This is a genomic window from Lentzea flaviverrucosa (genome assembly GCF_003350445.1).
Taxonomy (GTDB): domain Bacteria; phylum Actinomycetota; class Actinomycetes; order Mycobacteriales; family Pseudonocardiaceae; genus Lentzea; species Lentzea californiensis.
The window spans coordinates 834,270-856,921 of the sequence record NZ_QQAU01000002.1 but is presented as its reverse complement, the minus strand read 5'-3'; the positions used below and the strand labels follow the sequence as shown (position 1 = coordinate 856,921).

The following is a 22,652-nucleotide window of genomic DNA, read 5'->3' as shown; positions in this document are numbered from 1 at the left end:
TGGTACTGGATCCGGACCATCGCCTCCGTCTGTCATGGGCTCCCTCCTCCCAGCGGCGGACCGCCAGCACATTAGGTGCCGTCGAGAAGGGCAAAAGGGGGATCTGTGGGACGGTCACCCGAAAGTGAAGAAAGGCCCCGGGAGACCGGGGCCTTTCTCGTAAGTCTCGTGCGTCAGTGGTTCTTGCGCCGCAGCGAGTTCGTCAGCAGCACCAGGCCGACCACGATGGCCGTCCCCCCGAGCGCCCACCGGAAGTCGAACCAGAACGACCCGTTGCTCAGCACGTAGGCCGCCACCAGCCCGCCGCCGATCCCGAAGACCAGCGTCACGGGGTCGATCCGCCTGCGCATTCCCTGCTCAGCCACGGAGCACCTTCACCTCTCCGACGCTCGCCTGCACGTCGAGCTCGATCTTCAGGCCGCCCTCGCCGTTCTCGCCGAGGTCCTTGCCGCTGACGTCCACGCTGCTGCCCTCCGCCCGCTTGCCGAGGCAGTCGAGGTCGCCGAGGGACGAGGCCTCGCACCGGTACGTCACGTCCGCGTTCTTCGGCACGTGCACCTCCACCTCGCCGAGCTCCACCTCGATCGCGGTCCGCACCTCGCCGGCGTCCGGGAGTTGCCGCAGGTCGAGCATGACGCTGCCGACGCTGGTCTCGTACCGGTCGCGGACGTCGCCGACGGTCTTGGGCGTCTCGTTGAAGCTGCTCAGCTTGCTGGGGCTGCCGTCGAAGTCGACGGCGGTCAGGCCGAAGCCGACCACGGACAGCGGGACGAGCAGCCAGACCAGGCCGCGGCCGCCGCCGGTGAACGAACCGATCAGCAGGCCCGCCGCCAGCACCGCGATCAGGAGGCCGATGGTGTGCGCCACGGTGAACCACGGCACCCATGCACCCGCGATCGCGGATCCGGCGACCACCAGCGTCGCCACGCCCAGCGTCATCAGCCCGATGCGCGGCTTGCTCGGCCGGTGCACCGGCGGCTGGGGCGTCGGGACGGGGGTGGGTTCGGGCAGGTCCCAGGCGAACGGCGCGGCGCCGAGCGGGTCCCAGGCCGGTGCTCCCGGTGCCGGTGGCACCGGTGAGGGTTCGGTCAGCGTGGCGGCCGGCTGCAGGTGCCCGCGGTTCTTCTGCAGCAGGTAGACGCACGCGATCGTCGCGGCCAGCGTCACGAAGACCTCGAACCCGCTGTTGCTCCCGAAGGTGAACGCCAGCACGGGGAACATCAGGATGCCCAGCAGGACCGTCTGGCCGTGCGACATCGAGCTGGAGCCCTTGTTGACCAGCGCCTCCAGGGGCGAGACCGCGTCCCCCTCCTCGGGCAGCAGCAACCAGCCGGCGAGGTACACCGGCAGGCCGACGCCGCCCGCCAGGGCGAGCGCGACGAACGCGATCCGGACGATCACCGGGTCGATCTGGTAGCGCAGGGCGATACCGGTGGCCACACCACCGGCTTTGCGACCTGCACGGGGCCGCACCGGACGGTGGGCCCAGAACTCTCTGAGCGTGTCCGCCACGCCCTGCATTGCCTTCTCAGTCCCGCTCACGACGACAACAGTGCGCTGTCACGCCTGGAACCACATCAGGGACCAGCCCTGATTCGCGGAACCGGGGTCATCCCTGATGAACAACCGGCCATGACGTGTGACGATCAGTTCGTGAGTGCACGCATTGAGCCGATGCGCCGTCGACGCACCGGCCGGGTGGTCGCGGGCGTCGCGAGCGGACTGGCCGACCATCTCGGCGCACCCGTCTTCTGGGTGCGCGCGATCTTCGCCGTGCTCGGCGCGTTCAGCGGGGCCGGGATCATCGCCTACGCGTTGCTCTGGATGTTCGTCCCGCAGTCGGCGGTCGCGGAACCGGAGACCGACAAGGACCGCAAGGAGTGGCAGCAGGCCGTGGGCCTCGCCGCCCTCGGCATCGGCGTCGCGGTGTTCACCGGCCTGCTCGGGGGAGCGTGGAGCGGGTGGATCACCGGGCCGATCGCCGTGGCGCTGATCGGTGCCGCGGTCGTGTGGCGTGAGGCGGACGAGGCCCAGCGACGCCGCTGGAGGGACGGGGCCTTCTCGCAGGGGAAGACGGGCATCGTGCGGACGGTCGCGGGTGGTGCGCTGGTCGTGGCGGGGGTCGCCGCGTTCCTCGTGGTGAACGACTCCGTCCAGAACCTCTCCACTGTCGTGCTCTCCGTGCTGGCGACGCTGATCGGTGTCGCGGTGCTGACCGTGCCGCTGTGGATGCGGCTGGTGCGCGACCTCGACTCGGAACGCCGTGCGCGCATCCGCACCGAGGAACGCGCCGAGATCGCCGCCCACCTGCACGACTCGGTGCTGCAGACGCTGGCCCTGATCCAGAAGCAGTCCGAGTCGCCGCGTGAGGTCAAGCGCCTGGCCCGCAGCCAGGAACGCGAGCTGCGCAGCTGGCTCTACGGCCGTGAGCTGGGCGAACTTCCCCACTCCATCAGTGTCGCGATCGCCCAGGCGTGCGCGGAGGTGGAGGACGACTTCGCCATCGCCGTCTCCCAGGTCGTGGTCGGCGACTGCGAGCTGGAGGACGGGATGTTCGCTCTCGTCCAGGCGTCGAAGGAGGCGATGGTCAACGCGGCCAAGCACGCGGGGGTGGCCGAGGTCAGCGTCTACGCCGAGGTCGAGCCGGAGAAGGTCACGGTGTTCGTGCGCGACCGCGGCAAGGGATTCGACCCCGACGCGGTTCCGGAGGACCGCCATGGCCTCGCGGGCAGCATCCGGGGGAGAATGACCAGGCACGGCGGGGAGGTGCGACTGCGCACGGCTCCGGGAGAGGGGACCGAGGTGCAGCTCGAGATGCCGAGGAAGCTGGAGGCCAGGACATGAGCGTCAGGGTGTTCCTGGTGGACGACCACGCGTTGTTCCGCGCGGGGGTCAAGGCCGAGCTCGACACGATCACCGACGAGGTGGACGTGGTCGGCGAGGCGGGCAGCGTCGGCGAGGCGGTGGCGGGCATCGCTCACCACAAGCCGGACGTCGTGCTGCTGGACGTGCACATGCCCGACGGCGGCGGCGCCGAGGTGCTGCGGCAGATCAGGACCAAGATCCCCGAGGTCACGTTCCTCGCCCTGTCGGTCTCCGACGCGGCCGAGGACGTCATCAACGTCATCCGCGCCGGTGCGCGCGGGTACGTGACGAAGACGATCTCCAGCCAGGAGCTGGTCAGGGCCGTCGTGCGGGTCTCCGAGGGCGACGCGGTGTTCTCGCCGCGCCTGGCCGGGTTCGTGCTGGACGCGTTCGCCGACCGGCCGGGCGCCGCGCCGATCAGCGACCCCGAGCTCGACCTGCTGACGCCGCGCGAACGTGACGTCCTGCGCCTCCTCGCGCGTGGTTACGCCTACAAGGAGATCGCGTCGGAGCTGTTCATCAGCGTCAAGACGGTGGAGACGCACGTGTCGAGCGTCCTGCGGAAGACGCAGCTGTCCAACCGGTACGAGCTCTCCCGCTGGGCCACCGATCGCCGACTGGTCTGACGGACTTGATCAAGAAGGTCGCCCGCGGTGCTACCGAGGTGCTGGCGCCGTGGGTCTGGGTGGTCCTGCTGCCGTTCGGCGTCGCGGCGGCCACGGAAAGCCTGGGGAAGACGCTCCTGTGGGGGTTCGTGGTCGCTTTGACGGCGTCCGTCATCCCGATGGCCGTCATCGTGCGTGGCGCGCGCAGGGGCAAGTGGGACGGCCACCACGTCACGAACCGCGAGGGCAGGGTCGTGCCACTGGTCACGGCGGGAGCGTCGCTGGCGGCCGGCACGGTGATCATGTTCCTGGGCGACGCGCCCCGGAGCATGCTCGCGCTGGCGGGCAGCATGTTCGCCTCGCTGGTCGTCAGCATGGCGATCACGTTCGGGGCGAAGTGGAAGATCTCGCTGCACGCCGCCGTGGCCTGGGCCGCCGTGGTGACGCTGGCGGTCGTCCACGGCCCGTGGTGGCTGCTTCTGGCGCTGCCCGCGGCATTCGTGGCGTGGTCCCGCGTCGAGCTCGGCGACCACACGACGGCGCAGGTGACGGCCGGGTCCGTGATGGGCGTGGTCGTCGGCGGCGGGAGCTTCTGGCTGCTCAGCTGATCTGCGTGGTGCTGGTGATCCGCATCTCGTTGTCGACGGCGGCGACCTCGGCCTCGTAGACGCCGTTCTTCTGCTCGCCCTGGTCCGTTTGCAGTGCCAGGTCGAAGGTCACGACCCAGTTGGGGCCGTGTGACCGGACGGGCACGCTGGACAGGGAGCACCTGACCGAGGAGTAGCCCTTCCACCGCGCCACGTACTTCTCCTGCGGCTCGGTCGCCCGCTCGTAGAGGTTGCGCCACGCCACGTCGGCGTGCGCGGGGAGCTGGCCGTAGTGGTCCAGCACGAACCCGGCCGCCTCGCTCGCGGTGAAGTAGCGGGGTTGTTGCTGCTGTTGCGGCTGGAAGTCCGACTGGTGGACGGGGGTGGTGCCCCCGCCCTGGGTGCCGTTCCAGTACGCGGCGGCCGCGCCACCACCGATCGCCAGCACCGCGATGACGGCCAGGATCACCAGGATCCGCCTGTTCGGCGCCCGGCGTCCGCTCTTCTGCGGCTGCTTCGGGATCTCCAGCGGCTGCGAAGGCTGCGGCTCGTCGGCCAGCAGGTCCGCGGCCTCCTGCGCCGTGGGCCGGTCCTTCGGGTCCTGGGAGAGCAGCCGCATGAGCGACGGGGTGAGCTCACCGGCGTTCTTGGGATCGCGGAGCTGCCCGCTGGCGGCGCGGTAGATGAGGCCGAAGCTGTTGTCGCTCGGCCCGAAGACCGACTCGCCCTCGATGGCCGTGTAGATCATGGCGCCGAGTGAGAACACGTCGGACGCCTCATCGGGCTGCTCGCCGCGTGCCACCTCGGGTGCGAGGAAGGCGGGGGTGCCCGAGATCATGCCGGTGTCGGTCATCGTGCCGTCGCCGGTCGCCTTGGAGATGCCGAAGTCGGTGAGCTTGACCGTGTCGTCGTGGCCGATCAGGACGTTGCCCGGCTTGACGTCGCGGTGGACGAGTCCGGCGGCGTGCGCGGCGGCCAGTGCCGAGGCGACCTTGGCGCCGATGCTCGCGGCCTGGGCCGGCTCGAGCGGCCCGCGCTCGGCGATCAGCGCCGAGAGGCTGAGCGACGGCAGGTACTCCATGACGATCCACGGCTCTTCGTCGTCGCTGCCCACGACGTCGAACACCGCGATCGCGTGCTGGTGGTGCAGCCGGGCGGCGTTGCGCGCCTCCCGCATCGCCCGCTGGTGGTCACCGGTGATGAGCTCCTTGACCGCCACCTCGCGGGCCAGCACCTCGTCCCGTGCCCGCCAGACCACCCCCATCGCACCGCTGCCGATGCGCTCGAGCAGCGTGTAGCGGCCCCCGATGGTTGTCACACCCTGAGACTAATCAATCGCGCAGACGTGCATCCGGCGTTCCCCTGCAGCCGGGTGGTGCAGATCGCGCCGAGTCGGTCCACCGGTGGGGACTCGCGTGTGGAACTCCTCGGCATACCCGCTGGTCCCGGTCGGTCTCCGGTGACGAGCTGGTCGGCCACGCTGCCCCGCGTGCCGGCACCTCGCCCCGCGCCCGTACGACCACCCCGGACCATCACCAGCCGGACTAGTCGATCGTCGACACGAGCTTCTGCAGCTCGCGGTCGAAGTCGATCCACAGGTCCTCCTCGCCCGGCTGGACGACGTCGTAGGAGCTGTCCAGGAACTCCGCCACGTCCTCGGCGACGGCACTGAGGATGGCGAACCCGGTCGGCGCGTTCAGCTCGACCAGGACGCGCTCAGGGTCGTCGGAGGCGGGACGGACCAGGATGTCGCCCTCACCGGACGGCGTCAGCAGGCCGTCGGCCAGCAGGTCGCGGGCGAACATCCACTCGACGCGGCCGGAGCCCGTGAAGAAGACGATGGCGACGGCGTAGGGGTCTTCCGGGTCGTAGACGAGCTCGGCCTCGACCGGCGCGGGGGGCGCGCCGGGTGCCAGTAGCTGAAAAGTCGTCCGGGTGGTGACCTTCAGGTTGTCGTTGTTCATGTCGATGTCCTTTCCGGGCTGGTTTCCGTGTCCGCTCACAAGAGGAGACGGCTGAGCAGCCTGATAAGGACGCGATTCGTCTCGGAACCATCCTAACGGGGGAGACGTGCGTCTCACCTCTCAGCGTTTGACCAGGTCGCACGTCTCGTTTGGTGAGACGGTCTGACCTGCCGAGACGGGCCTCCTCCGGGTCAGCGCGATGCCCACCAGCACCACCAGCATGCCGATGACGATCCTCGCGTTGAGTTGCTCCCCGAGGAAGATCGCTCCAAGGAGTACGGACACCACCGGCAGAAGGTAACCGACAGTAGTCGCCGTCGTGGCTCCCTCGTCGGCGATGACGCGGTAGTTGAGGATGAACGCGACGCCGGTACCGAAGACGCCGAGGATCATGACGGCGACGATGCCGACCCAGTGCAGGTGCAGCGGCTCCAGGCCGCCGAACGGCGTCGCCAGCAGCAGCATCCCCATCGCGGTCGTCAGCTGCATGGCGGCGAGCTGCGTCGAGGTCGCTCCCGTGTTGACCAGGTAGCGGCCGGCGTAGGAGTAGCCGATGGCGTAGCTCGCGGCGCCGATCAGGCACAGCACCGCACCCCAGCTCGCGATGCTGTTGGCCGACTGCCACGGCGCGAAGATCACCAGCACGCCCGCGAAACCGAGCGCGAGGCCGAGCAAGCGGACGAAGTTGCTGATCTTCTCCGAGCCGAGCACGAGGCCGATGGCCAGCGCGAACAGTGGCGTCGTGGAGTTGAGCACTCCGGAGACACCCGAGTCGACGGTCTGGCCGCCGAACGCGAAGAGCGTGAACGGGACGGCGCTGCCGAAGAGGGCCACGAAGAGCATGTGACCCCAGATCTTCCGGTCCCGCGGCAGGCTCATCTTCGCCAGCGCCAGCACGACGAACAGCACGACCGCCCCGAAGAACGTCCGCACGAGCGAGATCTGCAGGGGCGCGAGACTGCCGAGCGCGAGCTTCATCCACAGGAAGCTGGATCCCCACAGCAGGGCGAGCACGCCCATCCTGATCAACGTTCCGCGTTGGTTCACGCATCAACCATGCGCCTGCGAACACGTGAAAACAATTTAATAGTTGTGGGCAACCTTTAAGCACCGCTGTAAGGTCGAGCCATGCTGGACGTGCGACGAATGCAGGTGCTCAGGGCCGTCGTGAGCACGGGTTCCATCACCGCGGCGGCGACGAACCTCGGCTACACCCCGTCCGCCATCTCACAGCAGGTCGCGGGCCTGGAGAAGCAGGCGGGCATGCCGTTGCTGGAACGCGTCGGCAGGGGCATCCGGCCGACCGCGGCGGGCCGCCTGCTCACCGAGCACGCCGGCCGCCTCGCCGAACAGCTGGCCGAGGCCGAGAGCGCCCTCACGGCGTTGCGCAACGGCTGCGCCGGCGTCCTGCGCGTCCGCTACTTCGCCACGGCCGGAGCGGCGCTCGTACCACCCGCGGTGGCGGCGTTCCGGGCTGAGCGCTCGGGGGTGGAGCTCGACCTGAAGCTCACCGAGCCGGCCGACCCGTTCGTCGAACTGGCGGCGGGCCGCGCGGACGTGGCGATCACCGTCCTCGAACCCGACGCGCCCGCCCCGGAGGGCATGGTCGCGCGGCACCTGCTCGCCGACCCGTTGTACGCCGTGCTCCCGCGGGGCCACGCCCTGGCCCGCAAACGCGTGCTCGACCTCGGTGACCTGGCCGACGAGCCGTGGATCGACGCGGACTGCGGCGCCACCGGTCTGTGCGCGAACCTCGTGCGGAATGCCTGCGCGGGCGCCGGTTTCTCACCGAAGGTGGCGGTGGAGAGCGACGACTACGCGACCGCTCAGGGATTCGTGGCGGCCGGGCTGGGCGTCACGATCATTCCCCGGCTCGGGCTGGGATACGCGCACCCCGGCGTCGTCGTGCGCAAGGTGCGCAATCCCGAGCCCGTCCGGCACATTCACGTCGTGTACCGCGAAGACGCCGCGTGGAACCCCGCCGTGCTGACTCTCGCAGAAGCCCTGGAGAAGGCCGCGAGGGCCTCCTGACCAGGGCTGTAGCGATCAGTAGGAGCCGAGCGACTTGTCGCTGTGCAGGAGGAAGTTCGGGCTCTTCCACTCGAAGGAGATGCCCCGGCGTTCGCTGGTCGTCCCGCCGTTCTTCTTCGTGTACTCGACGTCGACTTCCCAGTAGAAGCCTTCTTTTTCGGTGGCCTTGACGATCTTGGCGTCCTTGATGCCCGACCAGAAGGTCTGGAAACCGCTGTAGCCACCGGAGAAGCTGCCCTGGAAGTTGCCGTTGCCGAGCTTCCAGGCCTCTTCCGGGGACTTCGGCGCGGTGTCGAAGTACTCCTCGAGGAACGCCTTCATGTCGTCGGGCTGGGGCGAGCTGGTCCACTGACCGGCCTTGCCCGCCGACTTCGGCGGCGTCGACTGCTTGGTCGGGTCGTTGCCCTGGGTCTGCTGCGTCGAGGTGTTCGCGCCCGCGTTGTTGTCGGTGCCCTTGTCGCCGCCGTTGGAGATCATGCTCGCGAACATGATGCCGATGACCGCCGCCGCCACGATGGCGAGTGCGGTGTAGACCGTCGACTTCTTGCTCTTCAACGACGACGAGGCCGCCGCAGGCCTCGGGCGCTGCGAGTACTGCGGCGCCGCGGCCGGGCGGTGGTTCGACGGGGGCTGCTGCGCGGACGCCGTGCGCGGCGGCGGCGTGTGCATGTCCACCCGCGTCGCGTTGGGCGGCGGCGGGGCCTGCTGGTGCCCGTGCGGCGGCGTGAGGGCCCGCGTGGCGGCCTGCTGCTGCGGCTGCTGCACCGGCGCACCGCGCCACGACGGCGGGTGGGTCGGCGCGACCACGGCAGGGGTGAAGGCGGGAGCGGCCTGGCCGTTCGCGACGGCGGCGAGCGCGTCGCGGGCCTCGGCCATGGTCGGGCGGTCTTCCGGCTCCGCGCGCAGCAGGCGCATCAGCAGCGCGGTCAGCGGGCCGGCGTTGCGCGGCGGGTTGACCTTGCCGGACGCGACCTTGTGCAGCAGCGCGATGGTGTTCTCGCTCAGACCGAACGGCGGTTCGCCCTCGATCGCGGCGTAGAGCGTCGAGCCCAGGGAGAACACGTCGGACGGCGAGCCCGGGTCGTAGCCCTTGGCCACCTCGGGTGCGAGGTAGGCGGGGGTGCCCGCGAGCATGCCCGTCGCGGTGACCGTGACGTCACCGGTCGCGCGGGAGATGCCGAAGTCGGTGATCTTCACGGTGCCGTCGTCGCCGAGCAGGATGTTGCCGGGCTTGATGTCGCGGTGCACGATGCCCGCGTTGTGCGCGGCGGCCAGCGCGGACGCGACCTGCATGCCGATCGACGCCACGTCCCGCGGAGGGAGCGTGCCGCGTTCGGAGAGCACCGCGGACAGGCTCTTCGACGGCAGGTACTCCATGATCAGCCACGGCTGGCTGTCGTCCTCGGCCACGTCGTAGACGGCGACCGCGTGGGGGTGCTGCAGGCGCGCGGCGATACGGCCCTCGCGCATGGCACGTCTCTTGGCCTCGTCCGTGTCAGCTTCGGCTAGTCCAGGCTGCAGGAGGAGTTGCTTGACCGCGACTGTGCGGTGCAGGCGTTCGTCATGTGCCGTCCAGACGACGCCCATGGCGCCGCTGCCGATCCGCTGGCTCAATCGGTAGCGACCAGCGACCAATCGGCCATCGTCGGTCACAGTTGCTCCCCGCTGTGCGGTCACTTGCTCTCTGTTCAACGGCTGATCACACCTTCGGGTTCAGATCACCCCATCAGGTGTGCGTACCCACCTTACGAGATTTCTACGGTGTAACGACGCTTAGCCCGCAGGAGGCGGTGGCGGCACCGTCGTGGTTGTCACGACGGGAACCGAGGACGACGGCTTCGGAGCAGTCGTCGTGGTGGTCGTCGTAGTCGTAGTGGTCGTAGTGGTGGTCGTGGTTGTGGTCGTCGTAGTGCTAGACGTCGTTTGCTGCGTTGTCGTTGCCTCGGGCGTGGTTGTGGTCACCTCGGGCAACGAAGTCGTCGGCTCCACCGTCTGCGACGAGCTCGACGGCGGCGCTGACGGGTTCTGCCGTTCCTTGTTGAACACCCCGAGCGCCACCATCAAACCGCCGATGACCAGCAGCAACGCCAGTACGACAGCGGCGATCACCAGGGGCTTGTTGTTCTCCTGGCTCCTGGCGGGAGCCATCGGCGGAGCGGTCCGCGGTGGTGCGGTCCGAGGCACCGGCCGGACCACTCGGGTCCGGTCGGGCTCCACGATCGTCGTCGGGTCGGGTCCCTCGGTCACCGCCAGGCCGCTGAACGACGGCGAACGGCCGTGCGCGACCGCGTTGAGCACCTCGCGCGCCTGCGTCATGGTGGGCCGGTCGTCCGGCTCGAAATTCAGGAGGTACAGCAGCGTGTCGGACAGCGGGTGGTCGACGGTCGGCGGGTTGATCCGCCCGGCCGCGACGGCGTGCAGCACACCGAGGGTGTTGTCGCTCACTCCGTAGGGCGGCTCGCCCTCCATCGCGGCGAACAGCGTCGAGCCGAGCGAGTAGACGTCCGAGGCCGGCGTCGGGTCCTGGCCCCGCGCGATCTCCGGCGCGAGGTACGCGGGCGTGCCGGCGATCAGGCCGGTCTTGGTGACCGTGATGTCGTCGGACGCGCGCGAGATGCCGAAGTCGGTGATCTTGACGACGCCGTTCTCGGCGATCAGCACGTTGCCCGGCTTCACGTCGCGGTGCACGATCCCCGCCGCGTGGGCCGCGGCCAGCGCCGCCGCGCACTGGGCGCCGATGCTGGCGACCTCGACCGGGTCCATCGGCCCGCCCTCGGCGAGCGCGTCGGCCAGGCTGTAGGACGGCAGGTACTCCATGACCAGGCACGGGACGCCGTCTTCCTCGACGACGTCGTACACGGCGATGGCGTTCGGGTGGTGCAGCTTGGCGGCGATGCGGCCCTCGCGCATGGCGCGCTGGATGGCCTCGTCCTGCTCGGTCTCGTCGAGGCCGGGCGCGAGCAGCAGCTGCTTGATCGCGACCTCACGGCCGAGGCGTTCGTCGTGGGCGCGCCAGACGATGCCCATCGCGCCGGAGCCGATGCGGTCGAGGAAGCGGTAGCGGTCGGCGATCAGACGGCCGTCCGAGGTGCCGGACGTCGTCACAAGCCCACCTCAGGGGTGCTCGAAGGCGTGACTGCGGCTGCGGCAGCAGATCCCACGCTCGTGCTCCTCGTGCGGTAGTCGGCGGTCGTCCGGAATTGCCCGCACAGGGTACCTGTCGGGGCCCGCCGCTGAGCTACCTGTCGTACATCAGTTCACAGGGGCGAAGAAGTCGAAACCGCCGACGGTGTCGCCCACGGTGTTCAGCACCGGGTCGAGGAGGCCGAGGTCCACGCTCACGTCGACCGGGTTGGACGGCGGCGGCAGAGGGGTCTCGGAGCTGGGCGGAGGCGTGCTGCCGCTCGGCGGGGTGGCCGTGGACGAGCTCGGCGGCGGAGGCGGCGTCTCGCTCGACGGCGGCGTGCTCGGCGTGCTGGTCTCCGTGGACGTCGACGGCGTGGTCGAGGTCTGGGAGGTGGGCTGCTGCGTCGGCTGCTGGGTCGGCGTCTGGGCCTGCTGCGTCGGACGCTGCTGCTGGGTCTGGACGTACGGGGCGACGCGCGTGGTCGGGTCCGCCGACGTCGTCGGGTCGGCCTGCTGCGTCTCGGTGGCGTCGGCCTGCTGGGTCTTGTTCGACGGCAGCTTCACGACGCCTTCGGTGCCGGCGCTCGCCCCACGGGCCTGGGCGCGCTCGTCGAACCGCACCTCGGCGAGCGGGCGCTCGTCCGGAGAGGACAGCCAAGAGGAGGCGGCGAACGCCACGGAACCGCAGATGATGACGCCACCGCTGGCGGCGGCGGCCAGCTTGCCGACGGTGAACCCGCCGCGCTGGGTGTCGTCGGCGCGGCCCTCGCGGCGCAGCAGCTCGGTGATGTGCAGCTCCTTCATGGGCTGCTTCTTCTTGCTGCCGGGTGCCTTGACCGACTTGAACTTGATCGTCGGCTCGAACGCCTCGGGGGTGATGTCGTCGGTGATCACCGGGATCTCCACGGTTTCCGCCTCGCGGCGGGCGATCAGCTCGGCGACGGACAGCTGGCCGGTCGACTCGGCCGTTCCGTTCAACCGCCGACGATGGTCCTCAATCGACACCGCTCGTTCACCCTTCCAAGTTCGCGTACGCGCACTGGCGGGACCATGGATACCGAATCGTGACCCGAGATGTAACCCCTATGGGGGAATTTTCACGGCCGAAACCCTGGTTTCGCGACGAGCGGTCACCGTTCGACTGCGAACGGCGAAGCAGTTGGGTGCGACCTAACTGCCCGGGCTAGCTGCGCTGCGCCGAAAGGACCTCGGTGGCGACGATCCGCGGCTGGGTCGTGCTGGTCAGCCAGAAGAGCTGCTCGATGCGCAGCCAGCCGCCGTCCATCTCCTGCATGGAGACGACCGCGAGCACCGATCCGTCCGGCCGCACCGACGTCTGGTCGACGCTCACCGTCTTGATCTTCCCCCAGGACCGGGCGAACTCCCCGGGGTTCGAGCCGACCAGCTCCGGCGAGAGCAGCTTGGCCGCCGAGGCTGGCTTGGTCGCGAGCAGCTCGTAGAACTTCTTCACCACGTCGACCTGCGGCAACGGGCCCACCGAGACCTCGGGCGTGGACGGTTCGGTGGTCCCGGCGGCGGTCTGCAGCAGCAACGCGGACGGCTGCGGCATGGGCATCACGGCGGTGGAGGTGGTCTGCAGCGGCGGCCGCTCGTGCGGCAGCTGGGCCGACAGGACGTCGGGACGCAGCGCGCTCGACCCCGACAGCGCGACGGGCCGTTCGGACAGGGGGACGCCGACGTTCGCCGGGCGCTTGCCCGCGAGGATCGCCGCGCCCGCGATGGACGAGACGAGCACGACCGCGCCGGCCAGCAGTCCGGCGACCCTGGCGACGCGGCTCGACTTCGTGCGCCGGCGGCGGTTCGGGACGACCGGGATCACGGTCGTCGTCGCCGTCATGTTCTCGGTGGGACCGAGCAGGGAGGTGACGAGAGCGTCGGTGGCTGCTTCCTCGCTCGACAGGATGCGCATCGGTGCCGGTGCCGGCTGCTGCTTGATCAGCTCGGCCACGCTGATCGAGCCGGCGCGGTTGTGCCGCCGTCCTGTCGTCACCGCGGGACGCTGCACTGCTCTGGTCCTCCGTACTGTCCGTGTTCAGCTGAAGACGTACCGTGGCCTCACGTGATGGCGCCAGTTTCTTGGTGGACTTCACTCGTCCGTGGCGGCCAGTGGTGATCACGATTCACTCGATGGTGCTACTTACTACGTTCGGTAGCTCCAGGCGTGACCTTGAGGCACTTCAGCCGCCGAGCTTCAACCGTTCACCGTTGATCAACGGCAGGTCGCCGACCGTGAAGGTGAGCTCGCGCTTCTCGGTGCTGACCGAGCCGTCCTTCTTCGTCACCTGCAGCAGGCTCACGGTGAGGCCCTTGCTCGGGTCGACCAGGATCTCCTTGACCTCGATCAGCGAGATGTCGGCGACCCTGCCCTCGAGCAACGCGTCGGCGTTCGAGCGCACGGTGTCGGTGGTCATGGCGAGCGCCGTGTCGGCGTTCGTCGCCATCGTCTTGTAGAAGTGCTCGGTCTGCTCGGCGATCTTCCCGCCGTCGACGACCGGTGCCTGGGAGACCGGCACGGTCGTGATGACCGGCGGGGCCGTCCCGGAGGGCTGGGGGTTCGCGGCGGACGCCTGGCCGCTCGTGCGCGGCACGCTGCTCGCCCCCGTGCCCGGCGCGGGAGCGACCTTGCCGGTGGGCGCGGCGGACGGCGTGGAGCGGCCGGTGGCCGAGGGGCTCGTGCCGCCTGTGGGCAGCGCGGCGATCGTCGGCACGTCCGACGGGTAGCCGGGCAGCCCGACCGTCTCGACCTCGCCGCCACCGCCGACCAGCTTGGCCGCGGCGACGCTCAGGCCGACCAGCACGAGCACCGACGAGACGACGGCGAACCAGGCCGCGCGCTTCCAGGTGCGCGGCGGCGTGACCGAGGCGGGCACCAGCCCGATGTTGAACTTGCGCAGGCCGTCGGTGTCCTGCAGCGGGTCGATCTGGCGGCGGCGGGGCAGCGGGATGCGGTCGCCCCCGGCGACGGGCCTCGCGTACAGCGGCTGCGGCCCGTCGTCGAGACGATGTTTGCCCGGCAGTTCGTCCATCCCCGACACCCCTCTGCGACGCAATCAGGGTAGGGCTGTCCGGCGGTGCCGAAGCAACCAAATGGGGGTGTTCAGGACGAGTGACACTCTTTTGTGTGAATTCGCTCAGCGCGGCGGAAGTTGAGCTTGACCGCTGTTGAGCTGCTTGCGCGTGTTCTGCACGCCGTTGAGCGCGGCCAGTCCGCTGCCGCCCGCGATCAGCGAGCCGATGACGTCGGCGCCCAGCGTGTCGCCGTTGGTGATCAGCAAGCCGATCACCGCGCCCGCGGTCGTGATGATCGCGGTCTTCCAGCGGCTGCGGACGAACTGGGAGACGGGTGCTCCGGAGAGGCCCTTCTTGTTCGCGGCCGAACCGAGCAAGCCCAGGTAAGCGTCGTGCGCCAAGGCGGCGAGCAGGCCGGCGATGGCGATCAGTGCGGCGATGAGGCCCATGCCTCCAGTGTGCCCCGAGAATTTTTCGGTGGACCATCCGTGATCGCCCTGATATCCGATTCGGTGTGGACATGTTCTGGCACGACGACTGCCTCGAGCACGACGCCGGTGAGGGCCTGTGGGAGCTGCCGGGCTCCTGGCCGTGGCTCGACGTCCCCGAACCGCACCCGGAGACCGCGGCGCGGCTGCGCACGTTCCGGCACGCGCTGACGCACGGTCCCGTGGCGCCGCACTTGAAGTGGCACGAGGGGCGGCACGCGTCCGTCGAAGAGCTTCTGCGCGTGCACACGGCGGGGTACTTGGACTCGTTGCGCGTGTCGGAGCGTGTGGCGCTGGAGGTGAACACGGTCGTAGGCCCGGAGACGTGGCGGGCGGCGTCCGCGGCGGCGGGGACCGCGTTGGCGGCGCTGGAGTCCGGTGCACCCGTGGCGTACGCGCTCGTGAGGCCGCCGGGGCACCACGCGCAGCCGGACATGGCAGACGGCTACTGCTTCGTGAACAACGCGGCCCTGGTGGCGGAAACCGCGCGACGGCAAGGGATGCGGGTCGCCGTCCTGGACTGGGACGTGCACCACGGCAACGGCACGCAGGAGGTGTTCTTCGACCGGCCGGACGTGCTGACCATCTCGGTGCACATGCGGCACGGCGCGTGGGGCACCAACCACCCGCAGACGGGCGCGCCATCAGAAGTGGGCGCCAACGGCAGGAACGTCAACATCGAGCTGTCGCTCGGTGCGGGCGACACGACGTACATGCGCGCGCTCGACGAGATCGCTTTCCCGCTGCTGCGAGAGTTCGAGCCGGACCTGCTGGTGTGCGCGTCCGGGTTCGACGGTTCGGCGTTCGACCCCAACGGGCGCCACAACCTCACGGCGGACGGGTACCGCGAGATCGGGCGGCGCGTGGCGTCGTTCGGACCGCGGGTCGTGCTGACCCAGGAGGGCGGCTACCTGCGCGGCTACTCGGCGCTGTGCCTGCACGCGCTGGTCGAGGGACTGCTGCGGCTGCCGGAGCCGTTGCTCGAGGACCCGCTGGCGTACGTGCCGGACGACAGCCGGCTCGCGGACGCGGACCTCGGGCGGGTCAAGGCCGCCCTGAAGCCTTTTTGGCCCGGCGTGCTCTGACGCCGGGCCCGTCTGACCCGCTACCTGCCGAGCGGGCCGCGGCCCATCTTGAGCAGGATCATCGCGAGGTCCTTGCCCTCCGGGCCGAGCGGCCGGTAGCGGTTGAGCACGTCGATCTCGCGGTTGTGCACGATCTTCGTGCCGCCGGCCGCCATCCGGGCCGCGCCGATGATCTTGGAAACTTCGACGCGTCGTTGCACCAGGCGGAGGATCTCCGCGTCGAGGTGGTCGATCTCCTCGCGCAGCTCGTTGATGTCGGGGTCGGTGGTGGTGTCCATCATTGGTGACCTCTCGAGAACTTCGAGTCCTGGCCCGGAAGCAGCGAAGCCCCGGGGTCCGAGGACTCCGGGGCTTCGTGGTGGCTTTTCAGCGCTATGCGACCACGGGAGCCGGAGTCCGGGTCCCGTAGAAAAACTCGAAGAACGTCGCGCGCATGGATTCAGTGTTGCACAGAACCTCCCGGGCCCGCCAAGTCCGCGCGGCGAACGGGCTCACCAGGTGGGACGTCCACGCGTCAGATTCCTTCTTCTGCTCTATCCCAAGGGCCGATGCCGACTTACAGTCCGTGGCGTACACGCTCGAAGACCTGGGGGTCACATGAAGTACGTACTCGGGATGGCGGCTGCTCTGACGCTGTCCCTCGCGGTCGCTCCGCCCGCTTCGGCGGAGCCCGATTTCGCCACCGTCCAGCTCACGAAGGTCTCGGGCTGGTCGGGTCCCGCCACCTACTGGACCACCAGAGGCGGCACCACGGCGCGGCAGAAGTTCGACGTCGTCGTCACGAACGTCGTAGGTCACGACGAGCAGGGCCTGTCGGTCTTCGTCTCGTTCCCGGCCGACCGGCTCGAGGTCACCGGCTACGAGGGCGACGGCTGGGACTGCTGGGACGTCGCCGAGGGGCCCGGGGCCGAAGGGATCCGGTGCACGCAGGATCACCTGATCGTGCACGAGGAAGCGTGGCCGACGCTCACCGTCGAGACCAGGGCGGGTTCCGTCTGGACGCAGGACAGCATCGACGTGTACGCCGAGGCAGGCGGCCACGAAGCGGTGCACGCCGGGCAGAACTTCATGATCGACACCAGCACCTGATAGTTCCTGTTCGTCGAACACATGGTCGGGCGGTACCGGATTCGTCGGTGCCGCCCGGTACCGTGGATGGACGATGAGCGCCTTGTTCGACTTGCCTTCAAGTCCCCCCGTTTCCCGCGCGGGCCACCTGCTCGACGACCTGAACCCCGCGCAGCGCCGTGCCGTCGAGCACGCCGGTTCACCGCTGCTCGTGGTGGCGGGCGCCGGCTCCGGCAAGACGCGCGTCCTCACCCGCCGCATCGCGTACCTGCTCGCGGCGCGTGACGTGCATCCCGGCGAGATCATGGCCATCACGTTCACGAACAAGGCCGCCGCCGAGATGAAGGAGCGCGTCGCCGACATGGTGGGCGCCCGCGCCCGCTCGATGTGGGTGTCGACGTTCCACTCGATGTGCGTGCGCGTGATGCGCAGGGACGCGAAGGTCCTGGGCATGTCGTCGAACTTCTCGATCTACGACAGCGACGACTCGCGCCGCCTCATCACGCTCGTCGCCAGAGACCTGGACCTGGATCCGAAGAAGTACGCGGCCCGCACCCTCGCCGTGCACATCTCGAACCTCAAGAACGAGCTCATCGACCCGGAGACCGCCGCCGCCCAGGCCACGAACGACCTGGAACGCCGAGTGGCCGAGGTCTACACCGTCTACCAGCGCCGCCTGGGCGAGTCGAACTCGCTCGACTTCGACGACCTCATCATGAGGACCGTCGAACTCCTGCAGCGCTTCCCGGACGTGGCAGAGCACTACCGCCGCCGCTTCCGCCACGTCCTGGTCGACGAGTACCAGGACACGAACCACGCGCAGTACACCCTCGTGCGCGAACTGGTGGGCAAGGCGGGCGGCGAGCTCCCGCCGGCCGAACTCTGCGTGGTGGGCGACGCGGACCAGTCGATCTACGCCTTCCGCGGCGCCACGATCCGCAACATCGTGGAGTTCGAGCGCGACTACCCGGACGCCACCACGATCCTGCTGGAGCAGAACTACCGCTCCACCCAGAACATCCTGACGGCCGCGAACGCGGTGATCTCCCGCAACCCGAACCGCCGCGACAAGTCGCTCTGGTCCGACCTCGGCGAGGGCGAGAAGATCGTCGGCTACGTGGCGGACAACGAACACGACGAAGCGGCGTTCGTGGCCAACGAGATCGACCGCCTGGTCGACGGCGGCGAGGTCAACAACTCCGAGATCGCCGTCTTCTACCGCACCAACAACCAGTCGCGGGTCTTCGAGGAGATCTTCATCCGCCTGGGCCTCCCGTACCGGGTGGTGGGCGGCGTCCGCTTCTACGAGCGCAGGGAAGTCCGCGACGCCCTCGCCTATCTGCGCACCCTGGCCAACCCGGACGACACGGTCTCACTGCGCCGAATCCTGAACGTCCCGAAACGAGGCATCGGCGACCGGGCGGAAGCCTGCGTCTCGGCCTACGCGGAACGCGAACGGATCAGCTTCGCCGCGGCCCTCCGCGAAGCGGTGAACGACCGAGTCCCACTGCTGAACCCGCGCTCCCGCAACGCAATCGCGGGCTTCGTCGAAATGATGGACCAACTCGGCGAGATGGTCGCCCGCGAGGACGACGTGGCCGACATCCTCGAGTCGGTCCTCGACAAGACCGGCTACCGCACCGAACTGGAAGCCAGCGAAGACCCGCAGGACCACACGAGGATCGAGAACCTCAACGAACTGGTCACCGTGGCCAGGGAGTTCACCGAACTGGAGCTCCCAGAGGGCGCAGACCCGGTCCCGTCCCTACCGGCGTTCCTGGAACGCGTCTCCCTGGTGGCAGACGCGGACTCGATCCCGGACGCGGACTCGGACGGCGTGGTCACCCTCATGACCATCCACACGGCCAAGGGCCTCGAGTACCCGGTCGTCTTCAGCACGGGCTGGGAAGACGGAGTCTTCCCGCACATGCGAGCCCTAGGCGACCCAGTCGAACTGGCAGAAGAACGCCGCCTCGCCTACGTGGGCATCACCAGGGCCCAGCGCCGCCTCTACCTCTCCAGGGCCTTGGTGAGGTCAGCCTGGGGCCAGCCCTCGGCAAACCCGGCCTCCCGCTTCCTGGGCGAGATCCCAGAGGACCTGCTGGACTGGCGCCGAGTAGAGCCTTCCCGCTCAGGCCCGGCAGCAGCCACAACGTGGGGCCGCTCAGCCTCAAGCGGCGGCATAGCCTCCCGAGGCCTCTCCCGCCCAGCCCCAGGCAAGACGGGCTGGAAGGACGCCCCAGCCCTGAAGCTGGACGTGGGCGACCGAGTAACCCACGACAAGTACGGCCTGGGCCGAGTAGTAGCGGTGGACGGCGCGGGCCTAAGGGCCACAGCAACGATCGACTTCGGCGGCGCAGGCACAGTCCGCCTGATGCTCATCGGCAGCGTCCCGATGACAAAGCTCTAACGAGCGCAGCCGACACACATCCCACCCGCGAAGCCGAAGGCGAGCCGTCCTTACCGCGCGGGCTGGGTGGGGTGGCTTCGTCACGAGTCGTGCCGCAGCACTTGCTGCATGCCAGAAGGGGTGTCAACCCGACACGCTTTTCGTCGGGTTGACACCCCTTCTGGCATGTGGCCCGCTCTTGGTGCGGCTCGTGACGAAGCCACCCCACCAACGCGCCCCTCAAAGCAACGCGCCTCCGCCCAACGCAACAGGCGTGCCATCAACCCGCGCACGGCGTAGACCCCGGCTTCGGATCAGATTGGCGGGGTCTGGGGCGGAGCCCCAGGAACAAGCCAGGACAAGGCCAGACTTACGGAACGCCCAAGTCCCACCAAACCCACCCAAAACTTTCTCCAGAAAAATCTCAAAAACAGCGCAACGGCAAGCCAAGACGTACGTCTATGTGGGTGTCGCAAGCAGCACAGCCAGGGAACGTTCGGGGCGGTCCAAGGCACAACGAGCAGCCTGCAGACACAGGGGAGCGAAGGGACGGCGGGGGCCCAACTTCGCGGCGAAGTGCGGCCGGACCGAACGGGAGAGCGGTCCGGCCGCACTGTCTTCTCAGGACCAAGAACCGCGCACAGCGCAGGCACAGTCCAAGACGCGCCAGCCAATCCGAAGATCGACCCGGCGAACCCGAAGATCAACGCAGGTCAGCCCCACAACGTCCAAAAATTGTCAGACCCCCGGAGCATCATCAACCGCATGAGGCCACAACCCCAGCGGGAGAGCTCACCTTGGACCACGTACTGGCCGGCGCCCTGCACGAACGTGTGTTCGCAATCCTCAAGCAGCTGGAATCTCCAGAAACGCTCAGGCTGGTCGAAGCCTGGCGCACGCTGCTGCACCACCACGCACCAACGGAGAGCGGGGCCTGCAAGGCCTGCGGCCCGCGCTGGCGCAAACACATGTGCTCGGTCTGGCGCACAGCGGCGACCTACTTCGCCCGCCCGGACCTGTAGGCCTGTAACGCCCAGAGCCACAACTCCGAAAGCCGTGACACGCCCCCAAGGAGCGGTCCATCCGCCAAGCGCGCGACCACAGCGGCATGACTACGGCGGCATGACTCCGGCGGCATGACTCCGGCGGCATGACTACGGCGCGACTAGAGCGACGCTAGAGGCTCCTGGGCCACACGAGCCTCCTGAGCCGTTCCAAACACCCTGACCCACACCACGAGGTGGGCCAGCCGCGAACGAGCGTCAGAAAGCTACTGAGCCGTAGTTCCAGAAGTCTCGAACCAGGAGATCCGAAGACCCCGTAGCTCCAGCTGCCGAAAGACCCAGGTGGATCAGACCGTCACACCGCGAGCGTTCAGCCAGGTCAGCGGGTTGACCTTCTGGCCGTCCGGGTTCCAGACCTCGAAGTGCAGGTGGGGTCCGGTGGAGAAGCCGCGGTTGCCCATGCGGGCGATCTGCTGGCCGGCCTTGACCTGCTGGCCTTCGCGGACGCCGATCGTGTCCATGTGGCCGTAGACGGTGATGGTGCCGTCGGAGTGCTGCACGCGGACCCAGAGGCCGAAGCCGGACGCGGGGCCCGCTTCGAGGATCACGCCGTCGGCGGCGGAGACGATCGGGGTGCCGATGGGGCCGGCGATGTCGATGCCGAGGTGCATGGTGCCCCAGCGGCCGCCGTAGCCGGAGGTGAACTCGCCGGCGGCGGGGCGGACGAACTTCGGGCGCTTCTTCTCGGCCTCGACGACCTCGCGCTCGGTGGTGAGCTGCTGGCTGCGCAGGAGCTTGGCGGCCTCGGCGGAACCCTCTGTCGTGGTCTTGGAGACCGCGAGGATCTGCGGCGCGGAGGCGGTGTCGCCGCCCATGCCGTCGAAGGTGGCGGCGCCGTCGGCGTGGTTCGCGAGCTGGACGTCCTTGGTGTCGTCCGCTGCGGCCTGGCCGATCTGGCCTGCGCCTGCCGCTGCGAACGCGCCTACTGCGACGGCGGCGACGACGATGCGTCCGCGAAGCGCCGAGGGTGGCGGGGGGAGCCGGTGAGAGCTGACCGGGCGCGTGGTGGCGCGGTCGACTGCCTCTTCAAGCGCAGCACTGCGTTCATGGCCGCCGGGGGAGCGGTGGTGACTCAAAGCTTGCCCTTCCGCCTTCGGGGAGCCTGATCGGGTGGACGGCCGGGCGGGGGATCCCGGTGAGTCAGGATTCGGGGTTCTGACTCGGTGTCCTTCTGTGATCAGACCGTGACAACGGACCGGGGGACGATAACGGCGGGAAGCCTCGGAGGGCAAACCCCAGTTCGTTATGTCCCCCCAATGGGCGGCAACCTGCAGGTTTTATCTGTCAACTGTGACCATCGGTGATCTGAGACGGCCGACACGCCTCACCGCCAGCGGCGATGGGGTGAGTTGACAAGTCATCCGATCGGGTGATGGCCGTCACAACTACGTGAAGCGCCCTCGTGTCAACCGGCAAAGAAAGGTGACCTGAATCACGTATCTGGTGCTCTTCGACGACCAACGAGGGGTGCTCCAGCCGTGCGTTGCGCTGGGGAACGATGACCTGGTCCATCTCGGACCAGACCACGACGAAGCGTGTGCGGCACGGCCGGCAGGGCTCGGCGAGTTCCGCGAGCAGCTCGGAACCGGGCCGCAACTGCCGGGTCAGAGGCGTCGGCAGCAAGTAGGCGGCGAGGGTGCCGTTGTGCGGCGTACCCAGAGTGACGAGTGAGCGAACGCGTGAGTCGCCATGCAGCCGTTGCACGTAATACCTGGCGATGAGACCGCCCAGCGAATGGCCGACCACATGTACCTGATCGGAGCCGGTCTGCTCGCAGATGCGCTCGATGTGCGCGCCGAGCAGGGCGGCGGAACGGCGGACGTCTCCGGTCAACGCCGTCAGCACGCTGTAGTTGATTGCGTGAACTACCCCGAAGCCCCGCCTTCGCAGCGCCCCCGACAGCACCGCGAAGGCGGAACGGTTGTCCCCGATGCCATGCACCAACACGATCGGGGTGCCCGCCGCGTCCATCGCCGAAACCACCAGCCCCCGCTTGCGGGGCGGCAGGCCGTCGGTGCGGTAGTGCCGGTACTGGCCGTCCGGCCGCAGCTGTTCGGTGATCGCACCCCACGGGTAGAGCACCGCGTGGGCCGTCAGCCAGGCCGCTTCCATCGCGACCCCGCGCATGCCGCCGGGCGTGGCCATCGCCCGCAGCGCGACCTTCACTTCCTCCGCGACGTCCCGGGCGGTGTGGACGCCCCAGCCGGCGCGGTCGAGAGCCGCGTCAGTCAGACGCGTGATCCACGACCGGCCGCTCTCGCTCATGTGAGCGACGGTAAGTGATGAAGTCACGGGCTAGGAGTACCCGCGGACTGTTTTCCACATGCGAACGAATTTCGTCTTAACAGGC

General features: G+C 69.0%; 22 protein-coding genes. 8 read left to right on the top strand and 14 right to left on the bottom strand.

Annotated features, from left to right (window positions below):
* Window positions 1–173: 173 nt before the first annotated feature.
* Entirely contained in the window at window positions 174–365 is a 192-nt protein-coding gene (locus DFR72_RS44925) for a hypothetical protein (protein ID WP_143086781.1), read from the bottom strand.
* Complete coding sequence (locus DFR72_RS10190) at window positions 358–1,542, bottom strand: PspC domain-containing protein (protein WP_245982732.1); 1,185 nt, start codon at window positions 1,540–1,542, stop codon at window positions 358–360. The genes DFR72_RS44925 and DFR72_RS10190 overlap by 8 nt, the downstream gene beginning before the upstream one ends.
* Window positions 1,543–1,632: 90 nt before the next feature.
* On the opposite strand from DFR72_RS10190, the gene DFR72_RS10185 reads away from it, so the two are divergent.
* The 3 genes from DFR72_RS10185 to DFR72_RS10175 are packed head-to-tail and all read left to right on the top strand — an operon-like array spanning window position 1,633 to window position 4,078.
* Window positions 1,633–2,844, top strand: a complete 1,212-nt coding sequence (locus DFR72_RS10185) for a PspC domain-containing protein (protein WP_090067145.1) — start codon at window positions 1,633–1,635, stop codon at window positions 2,842–2,844.
* Window positions 2,841–3,491 carry a response regulator gene (locus tag DFR72_RS10180; protein ID WP_090067146.1) on the top strand — a complete coding sequence of 217 codons (651 nt, stop codon included), beginning with the start codon at window positions 2,841–2,843 and terminating at the stop codon, window positions 3,489–3,491. Before DFR72_RS10185 ends, DFR72_RS10180 begins: the two co-directional genes overlap by 4 nt.
* Window positions 3,492–3,496: 5 nt before the next feature.
* A complete protein-coding gene (locus DFR72_RS10175; protein WP_342768636.1) occupies window positions 3,497–4,078 on the top strand; it encodes a hypothetical protein in 582 nt (193 codons plus the stop codon).
* On the opposite strand, the gene DFR72_RS46260 is transcribed toward DFR72_RS10175, so the two are convergent.
* The 3 genes from DFR72_RS46260 to DFR72_RS10160 form a co-directional block, all read right to left on the bottom strand.
* Entirely contained in the window at window positions 4,071–5,375 is a 1,305-nt protein-coding gene (locus tag DFR72_RS46260; RefSeq protein WP_245982730.1) for a serine/threonine-protein kinase, read from the bottom strand. The genes DFR72_RS10175 and DFR72_RS46260 overlap by 8 nt on opposite strands.
* Window positions 5,376–5,601: 226 nt before the next feature.
* Complete coding sequence (locus tag DFR72_RS10165) at window positions 5,602–6,021, bottom strand: SsgA family sporulation/cell division regulator (RefSeq protein ID WP_090067147.1); 420 nt, start codon at window positions 6,019–6,021, stop codon at window positions 5,602–5,604.
* A gap of 120 nt (window positions 6,022–6,141) precedes the next feature.
* Entirely contained in the window at window positions 6,142–7,068 is a 927-nt protein-coding gene (locus DFR72_RS10160) for a DMT family transporter (protein WP_245982729.1), read from the bottom strand.
* An 81-nt stretch (window positions 7,069–7,149) separates the two neighbouring features.
* Between DFR72_RS10160 and DFR72_RS10155 the strand changes: the two genes are divergently transcribed.
* On the top strand, window positions 7,150–8,052 hold the full coding sequence (locus DFR72_RS10155; protein ID WP_090067148.1) for a LysR family transcriptional regulator: 903 nt from the start codon (window positions 7,150–7,152) through the stop codon (window positions 8,050–8,052).
* A gap of 15 nt (window positions 8,053–8,067) precedes the next feature.
* On the opposite strand, the gene DFR72_RS10150 is transcribed toward DFR72_RS10155, so the two are convergent.
* The 6 genes from DFR72_RS10150 to DFR72_RS10125 all read right to left on the bottom strand — a co-directional run bounded on the left by DFR72_RS10150 (window position 8,068) and on the right by DFR72_RS10125 (window position 14,657).
* Window positions 8,068–9,705, bottom strand: a complete 1,638-nt coding sequence (locus DFR72_RS10150; RefSeq protein ID WP_090067149.1) for a serine/threonine-protein kinase — start codon at window positions 9,703–9,705, stop codon at window positions 8,068–8,070.
* 120 nt (window positions 9,706–9,825) lie between these two features.
* On the bottom strand, window positions 9,826–11,157 hold the full coding sequence (locus tag DFR72_RS10145) for a serine/threonine-protein kinase (RefSeq protein ID WP_245982727.1): 1,332 nt from the start codon (window positions 11,155–11,157) through the stop codon (window positions 9,826–9,828).
* A gap of 147 nt (window positions 11,158–11,304) precedes the next feature.
* On the bottom strand, window positions 11,305–12,156 hold the full coding sequence (locus tag DFR72_RS10140; protein WP_090067150.1) for a hypothetical protein: 852 nt from the start codon (window positions 12,154–12,156) through the stop codon (window positions 11,305–11,307).
* 205 nt (window positions 12,157–12,361) lie between these two features.
* The gene (locus DFR72_RS10135; RefSeq protein WP_143086782.1) at window positions 12,362–13,189 is read right to left on the bottom strand and encodes a hypothetical protein; all 828 of its coding nucleotides are present in this window, start codon (window positions 13,187–13,189) and stop codon (window positions 12,362–12,364) included.
* A gap of 187 nt (window positions 13,190–13,376) precedes the next feature.
* Window positions 13,377–14,225 (bottom strand): hypothetical protein, encoded by an 849-nt coding sequence (locus tag DFR72_RS10130; RefSeq protein WP_090067152.1) that lies wholly within the window; start codon window positions 14,223–14,225, stop codon window positions 13,377–13,379.
* A 105-nt stretch (window positions 14,226–14,330) separates the two neighbouring features.
* Complete coding sequence (locus DFR72_RS10125) at window positions 14,331–14,657, bottom strand: hypothetical protein (protein WP_090067153.1); 327 nt, start codon at window positions 14,655–14,657, stop codon at window positions 14,331–14,333.
* A 71-nt stretch (window positions 14,658–14,728) separates the two neighbouring features.
* Here DFR72_RS10125 and DFR72_RS10120 point away from each other — a divergent pair, with 71 nt between their 5' ends.
* Complete coding sequence (locus tag DFR72_RS10120) at window positions 14,729–15,781, top strand: arginase family protein (RefSeq protein WP_090067454.1); 1,053 nt, start codon at window positions 14,729–14,731, stop codon at window positions 15,779–15,781.
* Between the two features lie 20 nt (window positions 15,782–15,801).
* On the opposite strand, the gene DFR72_RS10115 is transcribed toward DFR72_RS10120, so the two are convergent.
* Complete coding sequence (locus DFR72_RS10115) at window positions 15,802–16,062, bottom strand: chorismate mutase (protein ID WP_090067154.1); 261 nt, start codon at window positions 16,060–16,062, stop codon at window positions 15,802–15,804.
* A 316-nt stretch (window positions 16,063–16,378) separates the two neighbouring features.
* Between DFR72_RS10115 and DFR72_RS10105 the strand changes: the two genes are divergently transcribed.
* The 3 genes from DFR72_RS10105 (at window position 16,379) to DFR72_RS44920 (ending at window position 20,260) form a co-directional block, all read left to right on the top strand.
* The gene (locus DFR72_RS10105; RefSeq protein ID WP_090067156.1) at window positions 16,379–16,870 is read left to right on the top strand and encodes a hypothetical protein; all 492 of its coding nucleotides are present in this window, start codon (window positions 16,379–16,381) and stop codon (window positions 16,868–16,870) included.
* Window positions 16,871–16,943: 73 nt separating this feature from the next.
* Complete coding sequence (pcrA, locus tag DFR72_RS10100) at window positions 16,944–19,259, top strand: DNA helicase PcrA (protein WP_090067157.1); 2,316 nt, start codon at window positions 16,944–16,946, stop codon at window positions 19,257–19,259.
* Window positions 19,260–20,035: 776 nt separating this feature from the next.
* The gene (locus tag DFR72_RS44920; protein WP_143086783.1) at window positions 20,036–20,260 is read left to right on the top strand and encodes a hypothetical protein; all 225 of its coding nucleotides are present in this window, start codon (window positions 20,036–20,038) and stop codon (window positions 20,258–20,260) included.
* Window positions 20,261–20,589: 329 nt separating this feature from the next.
* On the opposite strand, the gene DFR72_RS10090 is transcribed toward DFR72_RS44920, so the two are convergent.
* Complete coding sequence (locus DFR72_RS10090; RefSeq protein WP_090067159.1) at window positions 20,590–21,378, bottom strand: M23 family metallopeptidase; 789 nt, start codon at window positions 21,376–21,378, stop codon at window positions 20,590–20,592.
* 208 nt (window positions 21,379–21,586) lie between these two features.
* Window positions 21,587–22,567: an esterase/lipase family protein gene (locus DFR72_RS10085; RefSeq protein WP_090067160.1), complete on the bottom strand. Its 981-nt coding sequence runs from the start codon at window positions 22,565–22,567 to the stop codon at window positions 21,587–21,589.
* Window positions 22,568–22,652 lie beyond the last annotated feature (85 nt).